This window comes from Alistipes sp. (assembly GCF_048465635.1).
Taxonomy (GTDB): Bacteria; Bacteroidota; Bacteroidia; order Bacteroidales; family Rikenellaceae; genus Alistipes.
The window spans coordinates 35,308-50,469 of the sequence record NZ_DBFWLF010000008.1 but is presented as its reverse complement, the minus strand read 5'-3'; the positions used below and the strand labels follow the sequence as shown (position 1 = coordinate 50,469).

At 63.7% G+C, this 15,162-nt stretch carries 11 protein-coding genes; 8 read left to right on the top strand and 3 right to left on the bottom strand.

The genetic code is table 11. The features are described from left to right. Positions 1 to 93 precede the first annotated feature (93 nt). Positions 94 to 816 (top strand): YebC/PmpR family DNA-binding transcriptional regulator, encoded by a 723-nt coding sequence (locus ACMO9O_RS03215; protein ID WP_418982178.1) that lies wholly within the window; start codon positions 94 to 96, stop codon positions 814 to 816. A 945-nt stretch (positions 817 to 1,761) separates the two neighbouring features. On the opposite strand, the gene ACMO9O_RS03210 is transcribed toward ACMO9O_RS03215, so the two are convergent. Next, positions 1,762 to 2,418, bottom strand: a complete 657-nt coding sequence (locus tag ACMO9O_RS03210; RefSeq protein ID WP_418982177.1) for a rubrerythrin family protein — start codon at positions 2,416 to 2,418, stop codon at positions 1,762 to 1,764. 170 nt (positions 2,419 to 2,588) lie between these two features. Between ACMO9O_RS03210 and ACMO9O_RS03205 the strand changes: the two genes are divergently transcribed. Next, positions 2,589 to 3,908, top strand: coding sequence for an Ig-like domain-containing protein (locus tag ACMO9O_RS03205; RefSeq protein ID WP_418982176.1), 1,320 nt, complete (start codon positions 2,589 to 2,591; stop codon positions 3,906 to 3,908). A gap of 157 nt (positions 3,909 to 4,065) precedes the next feature. Here ACMO9O_RS03205 and ACMO9O_RS03200 read toward each other — a convergent pair whose 3' ends face one another. After that, a complete protein-coding gene (locus ACMO9O_RS03200; protein WP_418982175.1) occupies positions 4,066 to 5,397 on the bottom strand; it encodes a glucose-6-phosphate isomerase in 1,332 nt (443 codons plus the stop codon). A gap of 7 nt (positions 5,398 to 5,404) precedes the next feature. After that, positions 5,405 to 6,412: an NAD(P)H-dependent glycerol-3-phosphate dehydrogenase gene (locus ACMO9O_RS03195; RefSeq protein WP_418982174.1), complete on the bottom strand. Its 1,008-nt coding sequence runs from the start codon at positions 6,410 to 6,412 to the stop codon at positions 5,405 to 5,407. 186 nt (positions 6,413 to 6,598) lie between these two features. Between ACMO9O_RS03195 and ACMO9O_RS03190 the strand changes: the two genes are divergently transcribed. The 6 genes from ACMO9O_RS03190 (at position 6,599) to ACMO9O_RS03165 (ending at position 15,125) form a co-directional block, all read left to right on the top strand. Then, complete coding sequence (locus tag ACMO9O_RS03190; protein WP_418982173.1) at positions 6,599 to 7,618, top strand: rod shape-determining protein; 1,020 nt, start codon at positions 6,599 to 6,601, stop codon at positions 7,616 to 7,618. Between the two features lie 301 nt (positions 7,619 to 7,919). Further along, positions 7,920 to 8,765 carry a rod shape-determining protein MreC gene (gene mreC, locus ACMO9O_RS03185; protein WP_418982172.1) on the top strand — a complete coding sequence of 282 codons (846 nt, stop codon included), beginning with the start codon at positions 7,920 to 7,922 and terminating at the stop codon, positions 8,763 to 8,765. Then, positions 8,765 to 9,283 (top strand): rod shape-determining protein MreD, encoded by a 519-nt coding sequence (locus ACMO9O_RS03180; protein WP_418982216.1) that lies wholly within the window; start codon positions 8,765 to 8,767, stop codon positions 9,281 to 9,283. The genes mreC and ACMO9O_RS03180 overlap by 1 nt, the downstream gene beginning before the upstream one ends. After that, a complete protein-coding gene (locus ACMO9O_RS03175; RefSeq protein ID WP_418982171.1) occupies positions 9,280 to 11,109 on the top strand; it encodes a peptidoglycan D,D-transpeptidase FtsI family protein in 1,830 nt (609 codons plus the stop codon). The genes ACMO9O_RS03180 and ACMO9O_RS03175 overlap by 4 nt, the downstream gene beginning before the upstream one ends. Then, a complete protein-coding gene (rodA, locus tag ACMO9O_RS03170; protein ID WP_418982170.1) occupies positions 11,099 to 12,541 on the top strand; it encodes a rod shape-determining protein RodA in 1,443 nt (480 codons plus the stop codon). The genes ACMO9O_RS03175 and rodA overlap by 11 nt, the downstream gene beginning before the upstream one ends. A 4-nt stretch (positions 12,542 to 12,545) precedes the next feature. Further along, positions 12,546 to 15,125 (top strand): calcium-translocating P-type ATPase, PMCA-type, encoded by a 2,580-nt coding sequence (locus ACMO9O_RS03165; RefSeq protein ID WP_418982169.1) that lies wholly within the window; start codon positions 12,546 to 12,548, stop codon positions 15,123 to 15,125. The last annotated feature ends 37 nt before the right edge of the window (positions 15,126 to 15,162 follow it).

Genomic DNA, 15,162 nt, shown 5'->3' with positions numbered 1-15,162 from the left:
CGGATGAGAATTTTACCTGCCGAAGTTCCATTTTTTCGGGGCGATTTCTTACCTTTGTGCCACGAAGAAAATAACAACAAAAGATAACACACTATGGGAAGAGCCTTCGAGTATCGCAAAGCGCGTAAAATGAAGCGTTGGGGACACATGGCCCGCACGTTCACCAAACTGGGTAAGGAGATCGAAATCGCCGTCAAGGCCGGGGGATCGGACCCCTCGGGCAACACCCGTCTGAGGATTCTCATCCAGAATGCCAAGGCCGAGAACATGCCCAAGGAGAACGTGGAGCGAGCTATCAAGCGTGCCACCGAGAAGGATGCCGCCGACTACAAGGAGGTCACCTACGAGGGATACGGTCCCCACGGCATCGCCTTTCTGGTGGAGACCGCGACCGATAACACGAACCGCACGGTGGCCAACGTGCGCATGCACTTCAACAAGTGCGGCGGTTCGCTGGGCAACAGCGGCTCGGTGGGGTTCATGTTCGAGCACAAGTGCGTCTTCAAGTTCCACCCGGCCGCCGGGACCGATCCCGAGGAGCTGGAGCTGGAGATGATCGACCTGGGCGTCGACGAGTTCTATGCCGAAGAGGACGGCGTGACGGTATATGCCCCCTACGAATCGTTCGGAGCCATCCAGAAGTGGTTGGACGATAAAGGTTTCGAGATCGTTTCCGGCGAATCGGTGCAGCTGCCGACCGACACGAAGGAGCTGGACGCCGAGGCGCGCGAATCGGTCGAGAAGCTCGTCGAGCGTCTGGAGGAGGACGACGACGTGGTCAACGTCTACCACAATATGAAGGAGGACGAGGAGTAAGGGCGTGCGATCCCTCACGGTCAGGGAGAGCGCTCTGCGGTTCCGGAAGACGGACGGGCTGATTCGGCCCGTCCTTTTTTTGGGGGGGGCAGGCCGCGGCGTCCGGATTCGGGCTGCCTTGCTTTCGGCCGTCAAGCCGTGTTGCTCGAATTTGATTGGCCGGGTTTTCGACCGTAAGGCCGGCAGGGCGAAATACGAGTTGCCTTGTCGCGGTTCGAAGAACCGGCGGGCCGCAGCCTCCGGCAGCGGAGGCCCGCTAATCGCAGTCCTCCGCAGACTGCTGCCCGAAAACTTTCTGAAAGTGCATCTACGCAGGCGTCCAGCCGAATCTACCTTTAATCAACTTCTTCGGCGCCTCGTGCCGCACCCGTTCGCGCACTTCCGGAAACGGCGGGAATTGCGGCTGTCCGACGCCGAGCGCCCGGAACGGGTGTCGATGTGCTTTAGCTTTCGTGCCCGTTCAGCGAGGAGGAGGACAGACGCCCGCCGTTTTCTGCGTGCGCCTCTCTTTCGCCCTTTCTTTCAAAGAAAGGGCAGGTTGTTCGGTTTCGGAGCCAGGGCGGGCAACCGGGTTGTCAATTCGCTCCCGATCGTAGAAACCTCGCCGCCTCCGGCTTCGTTTACAAATCTGACCCCACCCCGACCCTCACTCAGGGACGGAGATGGCGTACCAACCGGGCGGCTGAGAAAGAATTATTTGCACCTCACAAGCCTCGCGGATCGATTTTCACATTGTTTCGACCTTTAGGTCGGCGGGCCGCAGCCTCCGGGCGCGGAGGCCAGCTCGAGCGCGTCCCTCCGCAGGCTGCGTCCCAAATATTGGAGCACGTCCTTTGACACTCTTTTATGCGGCTTTGGGCCGCTGACCCGCAGCCTCTGCGGCGCAGGTCCACTTAGCGTGTTCCTACCCGGGTTGCGGGCGAAGGTGGAAGCGCGTCCCTGAGATTATTCGAAACGGATAAAACGCCCGCTCTCGGTCAGGCAGATCGGGCAGTAGGCATCGCTGTATCCGACCGCGTAGAGGTTGCCGCAGACCGGGCAGACCAGATAGCCGGGGTTGCGGTCGGCAGGGTCGTGCAACCCCTGACGGCAGTGTTCCATCAACACGATATGCCGAAGGTCGCCCGCCGTGGCCCAGGCCAGCATCCGCGCGGCGTAGCGGTTGCCGCGGTCGAGCGCCCGGCGGATGTCGCCGCCGCCCAGTGTGGCGAGCGACTGCCGTTCGTAGGCGATGCTGCGCTGGAGGTTGCCCTCGGTCGTGCCGCGGAATACGACCACCTTCGCGGGTGGGGTGTATTTGCCGTTCAGCCGCAGGATGGCGTCGGCGCAGTTGCCCTCCTGCACCCGCTCCGAGAGGGCCATGGCCCGGAACAGCCGCGAAGCGTCGCCCGCGTGTTCGTCCTGTGCGATGCCTGCGAAATGGTCGTACTGCATCGCCTTGACGTGTTTGCGGCGGCAGCAGGCGTCCAGGTCCGTGATCGTCTCGGTCCACAGGTCGGTCCGCTGCTTGCGCTTGGTGTGCGTGGCCGTGTGGTAGATCCAGACGAGCACGCCGGCAGAAGCCACGAACAGCAGAAGGACGAATAACGGACGCAGTTTCATAGAGCTTGAAAGTAAAATAAGGCAGTCCGAACGGAGCATTTTTTATGCCAGCGGAGACCTAATCGGGGTGGGATGCCCATTTTTTTGGCTCAGGATTTTGCAATCCCGAATCGTTTGTTTAATTTTACTATTCCGTATCCGTTGAAACCAAATGCGGTCCGGTCCAAATTATGAAATTCGCCCTGAAATTTCTTCTTGCAGCCAGCCTCCTCTGGACGGCGGGCTGCGGCAGCGACGATTCGTCGGACGATCCGACGACCCTCGCATCGATGCGCTTCGCGCAGGCGTCCTACGATCTGACCGCAGGGGAGGTCGTAACCCCGGTTCTCTATCTGCAGCCCACCGGCGGCGCGGAGTTCGAGAACGATGCGGTGAAAAACTTCTTCGGCATCCGCTACGGCGTGGTAGACCCGTCGGTCGCTTCGGTTTCGGAGCAGGGTGTGGTGACTGCGCTCAAGGCGGGTATCACCACGCTGACGGCAAGTTCGCCCTACTGTGCCACCTTCGCCAGCGCGCAGATCACCGTGCGGGGCGGGATTTCCCAGTTGGAGATCGTCTCGCTGCGCTTCGGGCAGACGCAGTACGCCGTTGAGGCGGGCAAGAGCGTGGAGCCGCAGCTGATGGTGCGCCTCACGGGCGAACCGGAGGTTGCCTACGACCGGACGAAGAATCCCTACCGGATGAGCTGGACCAGTTCGAACCAGTCGGTGGCGACCGTCTCGGAACAGGGCGTGGTCACGGGCCTTGCGGCCGGAACGACGACCCTCACCGCGCGGACGCCCCTGTTTGACGGGGCGGCGACCGCCACGGTGACCGTTTCGGACGCGGAGGCGAAGATCGTCTCGCTGCGTTTCGAGCAGAGCGCCTACGACGTCTCTTCGCAGAGCGTCCAGCCGCGGCTGATGATCCGCCTGACGGGCGATGCGGCGGAGACGGCCTACGACGCTGCGGCAAACCCCTACGGGGTGGTCTGGACGGTCAGCGACACCTCCGTCGCCTCGGTCTCCGCGACGGGCGTGGTGACGCGTCTGAAAGAGGGAACGATCACGCTGACCGCGCGGACGAGCCAATACAGCCAGGCCGCGACGACGACCGTGAAGTTCCTTCCCGTGACGACCGCGACATGCGTGGGCGAATGGATGCTCGAGAGTTGGAAGGGCGACGGGGGAATGGCCGGCAAGGTCTATATCGAGCTGACCAAAACCGGAACTTTCCAGATGTACCAGAACGTCAATACGCAGGGTTTCGCCAAATTCGCGGGAACCTATACCGTGACGGAGATGTCGGGGCAGCAGGTGCTCGAGGGGACCTACTCCGACGGCAAGTCGTGGGGCGACAGCTATACGTTCGCCGCTACGGACGAAGCGCTGACGCTGACCGGCCGTAAGACCGGCTACGTCTCCGTTTATAAACGCACCCCGATTCCCGATTACGTGAAGGACGGCGTTACGATTCAGTCGACGCATTCGTCGCCGGTTCCGTTCCTCTAAAAGAGGATCGAACCGAAGAAGAGGGACCCTGCCGCAGGGTCCCTCTTCTTTTATAGGTATTCGCCCTCCCCCGAAAGAAATTACGGCCCGAATCCTCGGGCCGTAATTCAACCGGTTGCGGTCGTCGCCGTCCGTCGGCGGACGGCCGTATGGTCGGTCAGAGCCGCGCCTTGATCGCTTTCGACGCCTCCTCGTAGCCGGGTTTGTCCAGCAGGGCGAACATGTTCTTCTTGTACGCCTCCACCCCCGGCTGGTCGAAGGGATTCACGCCCAGCAGGTAGCCGCTGATGCCGCACGCTTTCTCGAAGAAGTAGAGCAGTGCGCCGACCGCCTCGGCCTCGATGCGCGGAATCTCGATGCGGATGTTGGGCACGCCGCCGTCGATGTGGGCCAGCTGCACGCCCAGTTCGGCCATGCGGTTGACCTCGGAGATACGCTTGCCGGCGAGGAAGTTCAGTCCGTCGAGGTTCTCGTCGTCGGCGTCGATGCGCACCTCGTGCGCGGGCTGCGCCACGGAGATGATCGTCTCGAAGAGCGTCCGCTCGCCCTCCTGGATGTATTGGCCCATCGAGTGCAGATCGGCCGTCAGCGTGACGCTGGCCGGGAAGATGCCCTTGCCCTGCTTGCCCTCGCTCTCGCCGTAGAGCTGCTTCCACCACTCGTTGACGTACTGCAATTTGGGTTCGTATGAACCGAGAATCTCGATCTTCTTGCCCTCCTTGTAAAGCGCATTGCGCGTTGCAGCGTAGACGGCCGCGGGGTTCTCGTCGAACGACACGCCCTCCGCCGTGGCGCGCTCCATCGCCTGCGCGCCGTGGACCAGTGCGGCGATATCCACGCCGGCAGCGGCCAGCGGCAGCAGCCCCACGGGGGTGAGCACCGAGTAGCGGCCGCCCACGTCGTCGGGAATGACGAATGTGGGGTAGCCCTCCTGCGTGGCGAGCGTCTTGAGCGCTCCGCGCGCCCGGTCGGTGACGGCCACGATCCGCTGGGCGGCCTCGGCCTTGCCGTAGCGCTTTTCGATCTCTGCTTTTATCAGCCGGAAGGCGATGGCCGGTTCGGTCGTCGTGCCCGACTTCGAGATCACGATCGCGCCCAGCGAGTGCTCCTTCGAAGCCTCCATCAGTTCATGGATGTAATCTTCGGAGATGTTCTGCCCGGCGAAGACCACGGTCGGCGCGTCCTGCCGCTTGTGCAGCAGCTTGAACGGGTCGCTCATCGCCTCCAGCACGGCTTTCGCCCCGAGGTACGAGCCGCCGATGCCGATGCAGACGATCAGGTCGGCTTTCTCGCGCAAGTGGGCGGCAGCCTGTTCGATGGCGGCGATCTGTTTGTCGTCGATCGAGGAGGGCAGGTGCACCCAGCCCAGGAAGTCGTTGCCCGCGCCGCGGCCCGAATGCAGCAGCGCATTGGCCTCCAGCGCGGCGGCCTTCATTTCGTCGCTCAGCGCGATGCCCGACTTGGAAATGTCAAGTTTCAGTGTTTTCATGGGTTTATCAGATTAATTTGGTTGTCAGTTCTCGCATGCTTTTGCGCGCCGATGCCCCGTTGTAGAGCACGTCGTATACCATGTCGGCGATCGGCAGGTCGATTCGGTGACGGCAGTTGATGTGGCGGATGCAATCGGCGGCAAAGTACCCTTCGGCCACCATCGTCATCTCGTTGAGGGCGCTTCTGACCGTGCAGCCGTGGCCGATCAGCAGCCCCAGCCGCCGGTTGCGGCTGTATGAAGAGTAGCACGTCACCAGCAGGTCGCCCAAATAGGCCGAGACCTGCGTATCGCGCGCAGCGGGGTAGCTTTCGGTCAGAAAGCGCGTCATCTCCCCGGCGCAGTTGGCGATCAGCACCGCGAGGAAGTTGTCGCCGTAGCCCAGTCCGGTGGCCATGCCCACGGCCAGTGCGTAGATGTTCTTGAGGATGGCGGCGTATTCGATGCCGTAGAGGTCGGTCGAATAGCTCAGGTGGATGCTCTCCGAGGCGAACTTGGCACCGATGGCGTGCGCATTGTCGGGATCGGTGCAGACCACCGTCAGGTAGGAGAGCTTCCCGCGCGACACCTCCTCGGCGTGGGAGGGACCGGTGAAGAGGCCTATCTGCTTGTAGGAGAGGTCGTAGCGGTCGTGCATGTACTCCACCACGGTCTGGTAGTCGCCCGGCACGATGCCCTTGATGGCCGAGACGACGAACTTGTCGGTCAGCGGCTCGGTGAGCGGCTCGAGGAACTTCTTGAGGTAGGCCGAGGGGGTGGCCAGAATGAGGATGTCGGCCGCGCGGACCACCTCGTCGAGATCGTCGGAGGGGGCGATGCGCGCCGGATCGAACTCCACGTCGCTCAGGTAGCGCGGATTCCGCCCCTCCGAGCGCAGCGATTCGAGCACCTCGGGGTTGCGCACGTACCACCCCACGCGCGGCTGGTTGGCCGCCACGAGACCCGCGATGGCCGTGGCCCAGCTTCCGTAGCCGATCACCGCGCAGCGGGACTCTTTTCCTATCTTGTATTCCATGATCTTCAGCAGGTTTTGATCATACAAATGTAATTAAAAAAAATCAGAAAAAAAGACCCGATTTTCCGACGCTTTTTCCTATCTTTGTCCGGATATATGCTCCGGCGTGCCGCAAGTGCGGGCCGGACGGCATGGAAGATTGAATACGAGGGGTTTGGAAAACATAAACAGCCGGTTAGGAACATTATGGGACTTTTTTCGCTGACACAGGAGCTGGCCATCGACCTGGGCACGGCCAACACGCTGATCATCTATAACGGCAAGGTCGTCGTCGACGAACCTTCGATCGTGGCGCTCGACGTGCACACGGGCAAGTTGGTGGCCATCGGCTACCAGGCCCGCCAGATGCACGAGAAGACCAATCCGAACATCAAGACGATCCGTCCGCTGAAGGACGGCGTGATCGCCGATTTCAACGCCACGGAACTCATGCTGCGCGGCATGATCAAGAAGGTCAAGACCTCGGGCAGCCTCTTCGCACCCTCGCTGCGGATGGTGATCTGCATCCCGTCGGGTTCGACCAACGTCGAAATCCGCGCCGTGCGCGACTCGGCCGAGCACGCCGGAGGCCGCGAGGTCTACATGATCTACGAACCGATGGCCGCGGCGCTGGGCGCCGGGCTGGACGTGGAGGCCCCCGAGGGCAACATGGTCATCGACATCGGCGGCGGCACGTCGGAGATCGCCTGCATCTCGCTGGGCGGCATCGTCTGCTCGGAGTCGATCAACGTCGCGGGCGACGTCTTCACCACCGACATTCAGAGCTACGTGCGCCAGCAGCACAATATCCGCATCGGCGAGCGCACCGCGGAGGCCATCAAGTGTTCGATCGGCGCCGCCGTGTCGGACCTGGAGGAGGAGCCTGCCGACTTCGTGGTCACGGGTCCCAACATGCTCACGGCGCTGCCGCAGACCGTGTCGCTCAGTTACAGCGAGATCGCCTACGCGCTCGAAAAGTCGCTGGCCAAGATCGACGCGGCGCTGATGAAGGTGCTCGAGTCGATGCCTCCCGAGCTGTACGCCGACATCGTGAAGAACGGCGTCTACCTCGCCGGCGGCGGGGCGCTGATCAAGGGGCTGGACCGACGGCTGAACGAAAAGACCGGCATCCCTTTCCACGTGGCCGAGGACCCGCTGCGGGCCATCGCTCGCGGCACGGGCATCGCCCTGAAGAACATCAACCGCTTCTCGTTCCTGATGAAGTGATTCGCGGGATGACGGTCTATTTTCGCGCTTTAAGCACCGTTGGGCATAGTCGCATGCGCTGCGTATGCTCCCGCGCCGTCCGGCCTGCGAAAGAGGGGAATCGTCTGGTCCCGACGCAAACCGTGGAAGCGGCCGGGCCGTGCATCACCGCCGATTTCCGCGCTTCACGCACCGTCCGGCGGGGTCGCCCGAAGGGCGTGCTGCGATGCAATCTGTGTGGTAATAATTTGATAGTGTGTTAGATAGCGATTGCGGGCCTGGGTGTCCGCAATCTTGAATTAAGGAAGAAGCCTTGCATAAGTTGTTCGAATTCATACGCAGCATCTACGTCGTGGTGCTATTCGTCCTGCTGGAGGCCCTGGCGGTGAGCTACTACGCCCATGCCACCTGCTACACGCAGGCGCGGCTGCTCGCCCGATCGAACCAGGTGGCGGGCGGCGTGCACGGGCTGCTTGCCGGCATCCGGCGCTACTTCCTGCTGGGCGACGAGAACCGGGCGCTGCTGGCCTACGCGGCCGAGCTGAAGGAGCGGCTGGCCCGCTACGAGGAGGCCGAGTCTATCGCGGGCTTCGATACGGCGCTCGCCGAGATCGGGGAGTCGAAATACCGCGTGATGAACGCTTCGGTGATCTCCAATACGCTTAACCGGGCGCAGAATCTCATCGTCCTGAACCGCGGCACGCGCGACGGCGTGGTGGCGGACATGGCCGTCGTCTCGCCCGACGGGGCGATGGTGGGCTATGTCGTCGACTGCACGGAACGCTACGCGGTGGCGCTGTCGGTGCTCAACACCTCGTTCCGCGCCAGCGGCAAACTCGCCGATTCCGACTACTTCGGTTCCGTCTACTGGGACGGCGTGGACCCCGACGTGGTGACGCTGGGCGAGTTGTCCAAATACTCCGAGCCGCAGCCGGGGCAGGCGGTCGTCTCGGCGGGCTTCTCGCAGTACTTCCCCGCGGGGGTGAAGATCGGCGTGGTCGAGAGCGCCGTGCTCAACCCGACGCGCACCTCCTATACGGCGCGTGTGCGGCTGACGGCCCGCATCGCCCGGCTGACGGACGTGCTGCTGGTCGAAAACCGCGACCTCTATGAGATCCGCGATCTGGAAAACAGCGAAAAAGTGAAACAACATACCCGGCAGAAATGATGGTCCGCACGCTTCCATACCTCCTGCTCTTCGCGGCAGCCGTCCTGTTGCAGGTCTTCCTGTTCGACAACCTGACGATCAGCGTCTACTTCAACCCGCTCGTCTACATCGCTTTCGTGCTCCTGCTGCCGCTCGACACGCCCCACGTGGGGCTGCTGGCCGCCGGACTGGCGCTCGGCGTTACGATGGACTTTGCGATGGGCGCCGCCGGGGTGAACACCATAGCCACGCTCTTCGTGGCGTTCGTCCGCCCCTGGGTGCTCGGACTTTTCACGGGCCGCGACGATGCCCGCGAGGGGGGCGTCCCCTCGCCCGAACGGATGGGGCCGCGCAAATTCGTCCACTACCTCGTTGTGGCCGTGCTGCTGCACCACACACTCTTCTTCCTGCTCGAAGCCCTCTCATTCAGCCACCTGATGCACACCGCTCTGCGCATCGCGGTGAGCAGCGCCTGCTCGGTACTCTTCATCTGGCTGATCGCCCGCCTGTTCACGGCCAAATTCCCCGTTCGCGTATGATCGGCGGCTCCGATACGGCATCGCGCAGACGGGTGCTGCAAGGCGTCGTGCTGCTCATCTTCGCGCTGCTCGTGGGCCGGCTGGCCTACCTGCAGCTCATCGACCCGCGCTACGAGGAGCTGGCCCGGGCCAACGCCCTGCGCCATGTGGTGCAGTACCCCTCGCGCGGAGAGGTCTTCGACCGCAACGGCGAGTACCTCGTGCAGAGCCGCGCGTGCTACGACCTGATGGTCATTTACAGCGACATCGGACGGCAAGGGTTCGATACGGCGCGCCTGTGCGCCGTGTCGGGGGTCTCGCGCGAAAAGCTGGTCCGCGAGCTGGGGAATGCCCGCCTGCGCCCGCGCGCTCCGCGGCTGGTGACCAGCTACCTCTCGAAGGAGGACAAGCTGCGTTTCGACGAGTGCAACTTCCCGGGCTTCTTCACCGTCTACCGCACCATGCGCGAATATCCGCGCAAAATCGGCGGCAACCTGCTGGGTTATGTGGGCGAGGTCAACCAGGACATGTTGAAGCGCTACCCCGAGTACCGGGCCGGCGACTACGTGGGCATGAGCGGCGTGGAGTCCTCCTACGAGCGGCTGCTCAAGGGGCAGAAGGGGGTCAAGATTCAGGAGATCGACACCCACGGGGCGATCAAGGGCTCCTACATGGAGGGGCGCTACGACTCGCTGCCCGAGCCGGGACGCTACCTGGTGAGCACCATCGATGCGCGTCTGCAGCGCCTCGGCGAGGAGCTGATGCGCGGCAAGGTCGGGGCCGCGGTGGCCATCGAACCCGCCACCGGGGAGATTCTGATGATGGTCTCCTCCCCCTCGTACGACCCCGACGAACTGCTGGGCCGCGAGCGGGGCAATCACTACATGGAGCTGTTGCGCAACCGGCGCAACCCGCTCTTCAACCGGGCCGTGAAGGCCAAGTACCCGCCCGGATCGACCTTCAAGCTGGTGCAGGGGCTGATCGGGCTGGAGGAGGGCGTGCTGCGCCCGTCGGACCTCCACGTCTGCCACATGGGCTATCAGGCCGGACGGCTGAAGATGGCGTGCCACGCCCACGCCTCGCCGCTCGACTTGCGCTACGCGGTGGCCACCTCGTGCAACGCCTATTTCTGCTACGTCTTCCGCGACATCCTCGACAACCCGAAGTACGGCAGCGTCAAGGAGGGTTTCGACGTCTGGAAAGAGTACGTCGAGAGCTTCGGTTTCGGCCGCAAGCTGGGTTCGGACTTTCTGGACGAGGGGAACGGCTACGTCCCCGACCGTTCGTTCTACGACCGCCGCTACCGCGGGTCGTGGAACTCGCTGACGGTCCTTTCGCTCTCGATCGGACAGGGCGAGCTGGGCTGTACGCCCCTGCAGCTGGCCAATCTGGCGTGCATCGTCGCCAACCGCGGCTACTACTACATCCCGCATATCGTCAAAGAGATCGAGGGGCAGGATTCGATCGACCGCCGCTTCTACGAACGGCACTACACGAAAGTCTCGCCGAAGCACTTCGAACCGATCGTCGACGGCATGTGGCGCGGGGTGAACATCGGCGGCACGTCGATGGGGGCGCAGCTGCCGGGGCTGGACGTCTGCGGCAAGACCGGCACGGCGCAGAACCCCCACGGCCGCGACCACTCCACGTTCCTCTCTTTCGCCCCGAAGGACAACCCGCGCATCGCCATCTCGGTCTACGTCGAGAACGGCGGTTTCGGCGCTTCGGCGGCGCTGCCGATCGCCAGCCTGCTGGAGGAGTACTACCTCACGGACACCATCCGACGCCCCGAGCTGCTCCAACGCATGAAGAATATGACCATCTATTACCCCTCCTATGACCGGTAGCCGCCATAACCGCATCTTCGAGGGCGTCGACCTCGGAACGGTCCTGCTGTATCTGCTGATCGTGCTGGCGGGCTGGGTGTCGATCGCCTCGGCTTCGTACGACGATGCGACGACGGACCTGTTCGCCTTCTCGCACTTCTACATGAAGCAGTTGATCTGGGTCGGCATCGCCTGGGTGGCGGCGGTGGTGGTGCTGCTGCTCGACGAACGTTTCTACCACATGTTCGCCTATCCGGCCTACGTGGCGGGGCTTTTCCTGCTGCTGGCGGCGCTGCTCTTCGGCCGCGAGGTCAACGGAGCCAAGGCGTGGTTCGAGTTCGGCTCGGTGCGCGTGCAGCCCGTCGAGTTCGTCAAGATCGCCACGGCGCTGGCGCTGGCACGGGTAATGAGCGCCTATTCGTTCTCGATCGACCGGCCGGGCGACCTGCTGAAGGTCGCGCTGGTGATCTGCCTGCCGCTGGGAATCATCGTGCTGCAGAACGATACGGGGTCGGGCATCGTGCTCGGCTCGTTCCTCTTCGTGCTCTACCGCGAGGGGCTGAACAAGTGGCTGTGCATCCCGGTGCTGCTCATCGCGGCGCTGTTCATCGTCTCGTTCATCCTCTCGCCGATGACGCTGCTCGTCCTCTCGATCGTGGTCTGCACGCTCTCGGAGGCGATGATGAACGGACAGTGGCGCTCGCGGGTAATCTATCTGGCGGCGCTGGCGCTGGGGAGCATCCTGCTGTGCATCCTGATGGCGCTGATCGCCCCCGGCGTGATGGACCTCTACCGCTGTCTGCTCCTGACTACGCTCCTGTCGCTTGTCGGGATTGCAGTCTACGCCTACCGGACGAACCTAAACAATATGTTTCTGGTGTTGGGCCTCTTCGTCGGCACGATGGTCTTTCTGCCCACCACCGACTACATCTTCAATTCGATCCTCAAGCAGCACCAAAGGGACCGCATCCTCAGCTTTCTGGGCATCATCAGCGACCCGCTCGGCACGGACTACAACGTCAACCAGTCGAAGATCGCCATCGGCTCGGGCGGCCTGGTGGGCAAGGGGTTCCTCGAAGGGACCCAGATCAAATACGGCTTCGTGCCCGAGCGGCACACCGACTTCATCTTCTGCACGGTGGGCGAGGAGTGGGGCTTCCTCGGCACGACCTTCGTGCTGGCGCTGCTGTGCCTCTTGATCCTGCGGCTGATGCGCATGGGCGAGCGGCAGGAAGAGCCGTTCGGCCGCATCTACTGCTACTGCGTGGCGTCGATCCTGCTGTTTCACGTGCTGGTGAACGTCGGCATGACCATCGGGCTGATGCCGGTGATGGGCATTCCCCTGCCGCTGATGAGCTACGGCGGCTCGTCGCTGGTCGCTTTCACGATCCTGCTGTTCATCGCCGTCCGGCTCGACGCTTCGACACGGCAGTTCTCACTCAACCGATTCTGACACTATGATAAACTACGATCCCTGGGGACTGACGGCGGGACAGGTCGTCGAAAGCCGCCGCCGGCACGGCGATAACGTCATCACCCCGCCCAAAGACGACTCCGCATGGCGGCTCTTCGCGGAGAAGTTCCGCGATCCGATCATCCGCATCCTGCTGCTGGCCGCCGTGCTTTCGCTGGCGATCGGAGCGTTCCACGGCGACTTCACCGAGTCGGCGGGTATCATCTGCGCCATCATCCTCGCCACGGGGGTGAGCTTCTGGTTCGAGTGGGACGCCCAACGGCGGTTCCGCCGCCTGAACCGGGTCAACGACGACATTCCGGTCAAGGTGATGCGCCAGGGGGCGATGTGCGAAATTCCGCGCCGCGAAGTGGTCGTGGGCGACGTGGTGATCGTCGAGAGCGGCGAGACGGTTCCGGCGGACGGAGAGCTGGTCGAGGCCGTGTCGCTCAAGGTGAACGAATCGACCCTCACGGGAGAACCCGAGGTGGACAAGACCGTGGACGAGGCCCATTTCGATGCCGAGGCCACCTACCCCTCGAACGCCCTGCTGCGCGGCACGACCGTTGTGGACGGGTACGGACGGATGGTCGTCGGGGCCGTCGGCGACCGCAGCGAGGCGGGCCGCGTCACCGAGCAGGCCACCGTCCGCAGCGAGGAGCCTACGCCGCTCGACCGGCAGCTGCGGCGTCTTTCGCGGCTAATCGGGCTGGCGGGCATCAGCATCGCCGTGACGATCTTTTGCGTGATGCTCGGCAAGGCGCTCCTCGTGGGCGACCTGCTGGAGCGGCCGTGGCTCGACATTTCGCAGCAGGTGCTCCATATCTTCATGGTTTCGGTGGCGCTGATCGTCATGTCCGTGCCCGAGGGGCTTCCCATGTCGATCACCCTGTCGCTGGCCATGTCCATGCGGCGGATGCTGCGCACGAACAACCTGGTGCGGCGGATGCACGCCTGCGAGACGATGGGCGCCGTGACGGTCATCTGCACCGACAAGACGGGGACGCTGACGCAGAACCGCATGTCCGTGCAGCAGGTCGTCCGCTACGACGCGCTGCCGCTGCACGACTTCGCGGAGGTCGTCTCCGCCAACTCCACGGCGTTTCTCGACGGGACGGGAGCCGTCATCGGCAACCCGACCGAAGGGGCGCTGCTGACGTGGCTCCGGGCGCAGGGCGAGGAGTACGAGGCGCTGCGCGCCGGGGTGCGGATCGTCGACCGGCTGACCTTCTCCACCGAACGCAAATACATGGCGACGATCATCGAAAGCGGCGTTTCGGGCCGCCGGCTGCTGTGTGTGAAGGGCGCGCCCGAGATCGTGCGGGCCATGTGCGCCGCCGACGGCAGGCAGGAGCAGGTCGCGGAACAGCTGCTGGCCTTTCAGAACCGTGCCATGCGGACGCTGGCCGTGGCGTGGGCCGAAACCGCGGAAGCGGACTGCCTGCGGGCGGTCGAACGGGGCGGCCTGCACTTCGCGGCCGTGGCGGCCATCTCCGATCCGGTGCGCGAGGACGTGCCCGCCGCCGTGAGACGCTGTCTGGATGCGGGGATCGCCGTCAAGATCGTTACGGGCGACACGCCTGCCACGGCGCGCGAGATCGCCCGCCAGATCGGGCTGTGGGACGACGCCGCGGACGGCGAACGCAACCACATGACCGGTACGGAGTTCGCCGCCGCGAGCGACGAGGAGCTGAAAGAGCGGGTGGGCGAACTGAAGATCATGTCCCGGGCGCGGCCGCTCGACAAGCAGCGGCTGGTGCGCCTGTTGCAGCAGCGCGGAGAGGTGGTGGCCGTCACGGGCGACGGCACGAACGATGCCCCGGCACTCAACTTCGCCAACGTGGGTCTCTCGATGGGTTCGGGAACCTCCGTGGCCAAGGACGCCTCGGACATCACGCTGCTCGACGACTCGTTCGCCTCGATCGCCACGGCGGTCATGTGGGGGCGGTCGCTCTACCGCAACATCCAGCGCTTCGTGCTCTTCCAGCTCACGATCAACTTCGTGGCGATCGTGGTCTGCTTCGTCGGAGCGGTCTTCGGGACCGACATGCCCCTTACGGTGGTTCAGATCCTGTGGGTCAACATCATCATGGACACTTTCGCCGCCATGTCGATGGCCTCGCTGCCGCCCGACCCGGCAGTCATGTGCGAGCGCCCCCGCCCGCGCGACGAATTCATCATCACCCCCTCGATGGCCCGCACGATCTTAGTGAGCGGCGGCGTGATGATCGCCGTGCTGCTGGGACTGCTGTTCTGGTGGGCCGCGCCGTCGGGCGATCTGGACATCCGTCCTCTGACGCTCTTTTTCTCGGTGTTCGTCTTCTTCCAGTTCTGGAATATGTTCAACGCGAAGGGCTTCGCCACGCGCCGTTCGGTCTTCGCCTGCGTGAAGGGCTGCCGGGAGTTTTTCCTGATTCTGGCCGCGATCGCCGTCGGGCAGGTGATTATCGTGGAGGTCGGCGGCGAAGTCTTCCGCACCGAACCGCTCCCCCTGCGCGACTGGGCCGCGGTCATCGGCTGCACGTCGCTTCTGGCCATCGGCGGCGAAGCGGTGCGTGCCCTTCGGCGCAAAAACAGACGCTAACCTCCACGCACCGACCGCACCGACCGCACCGACCGCG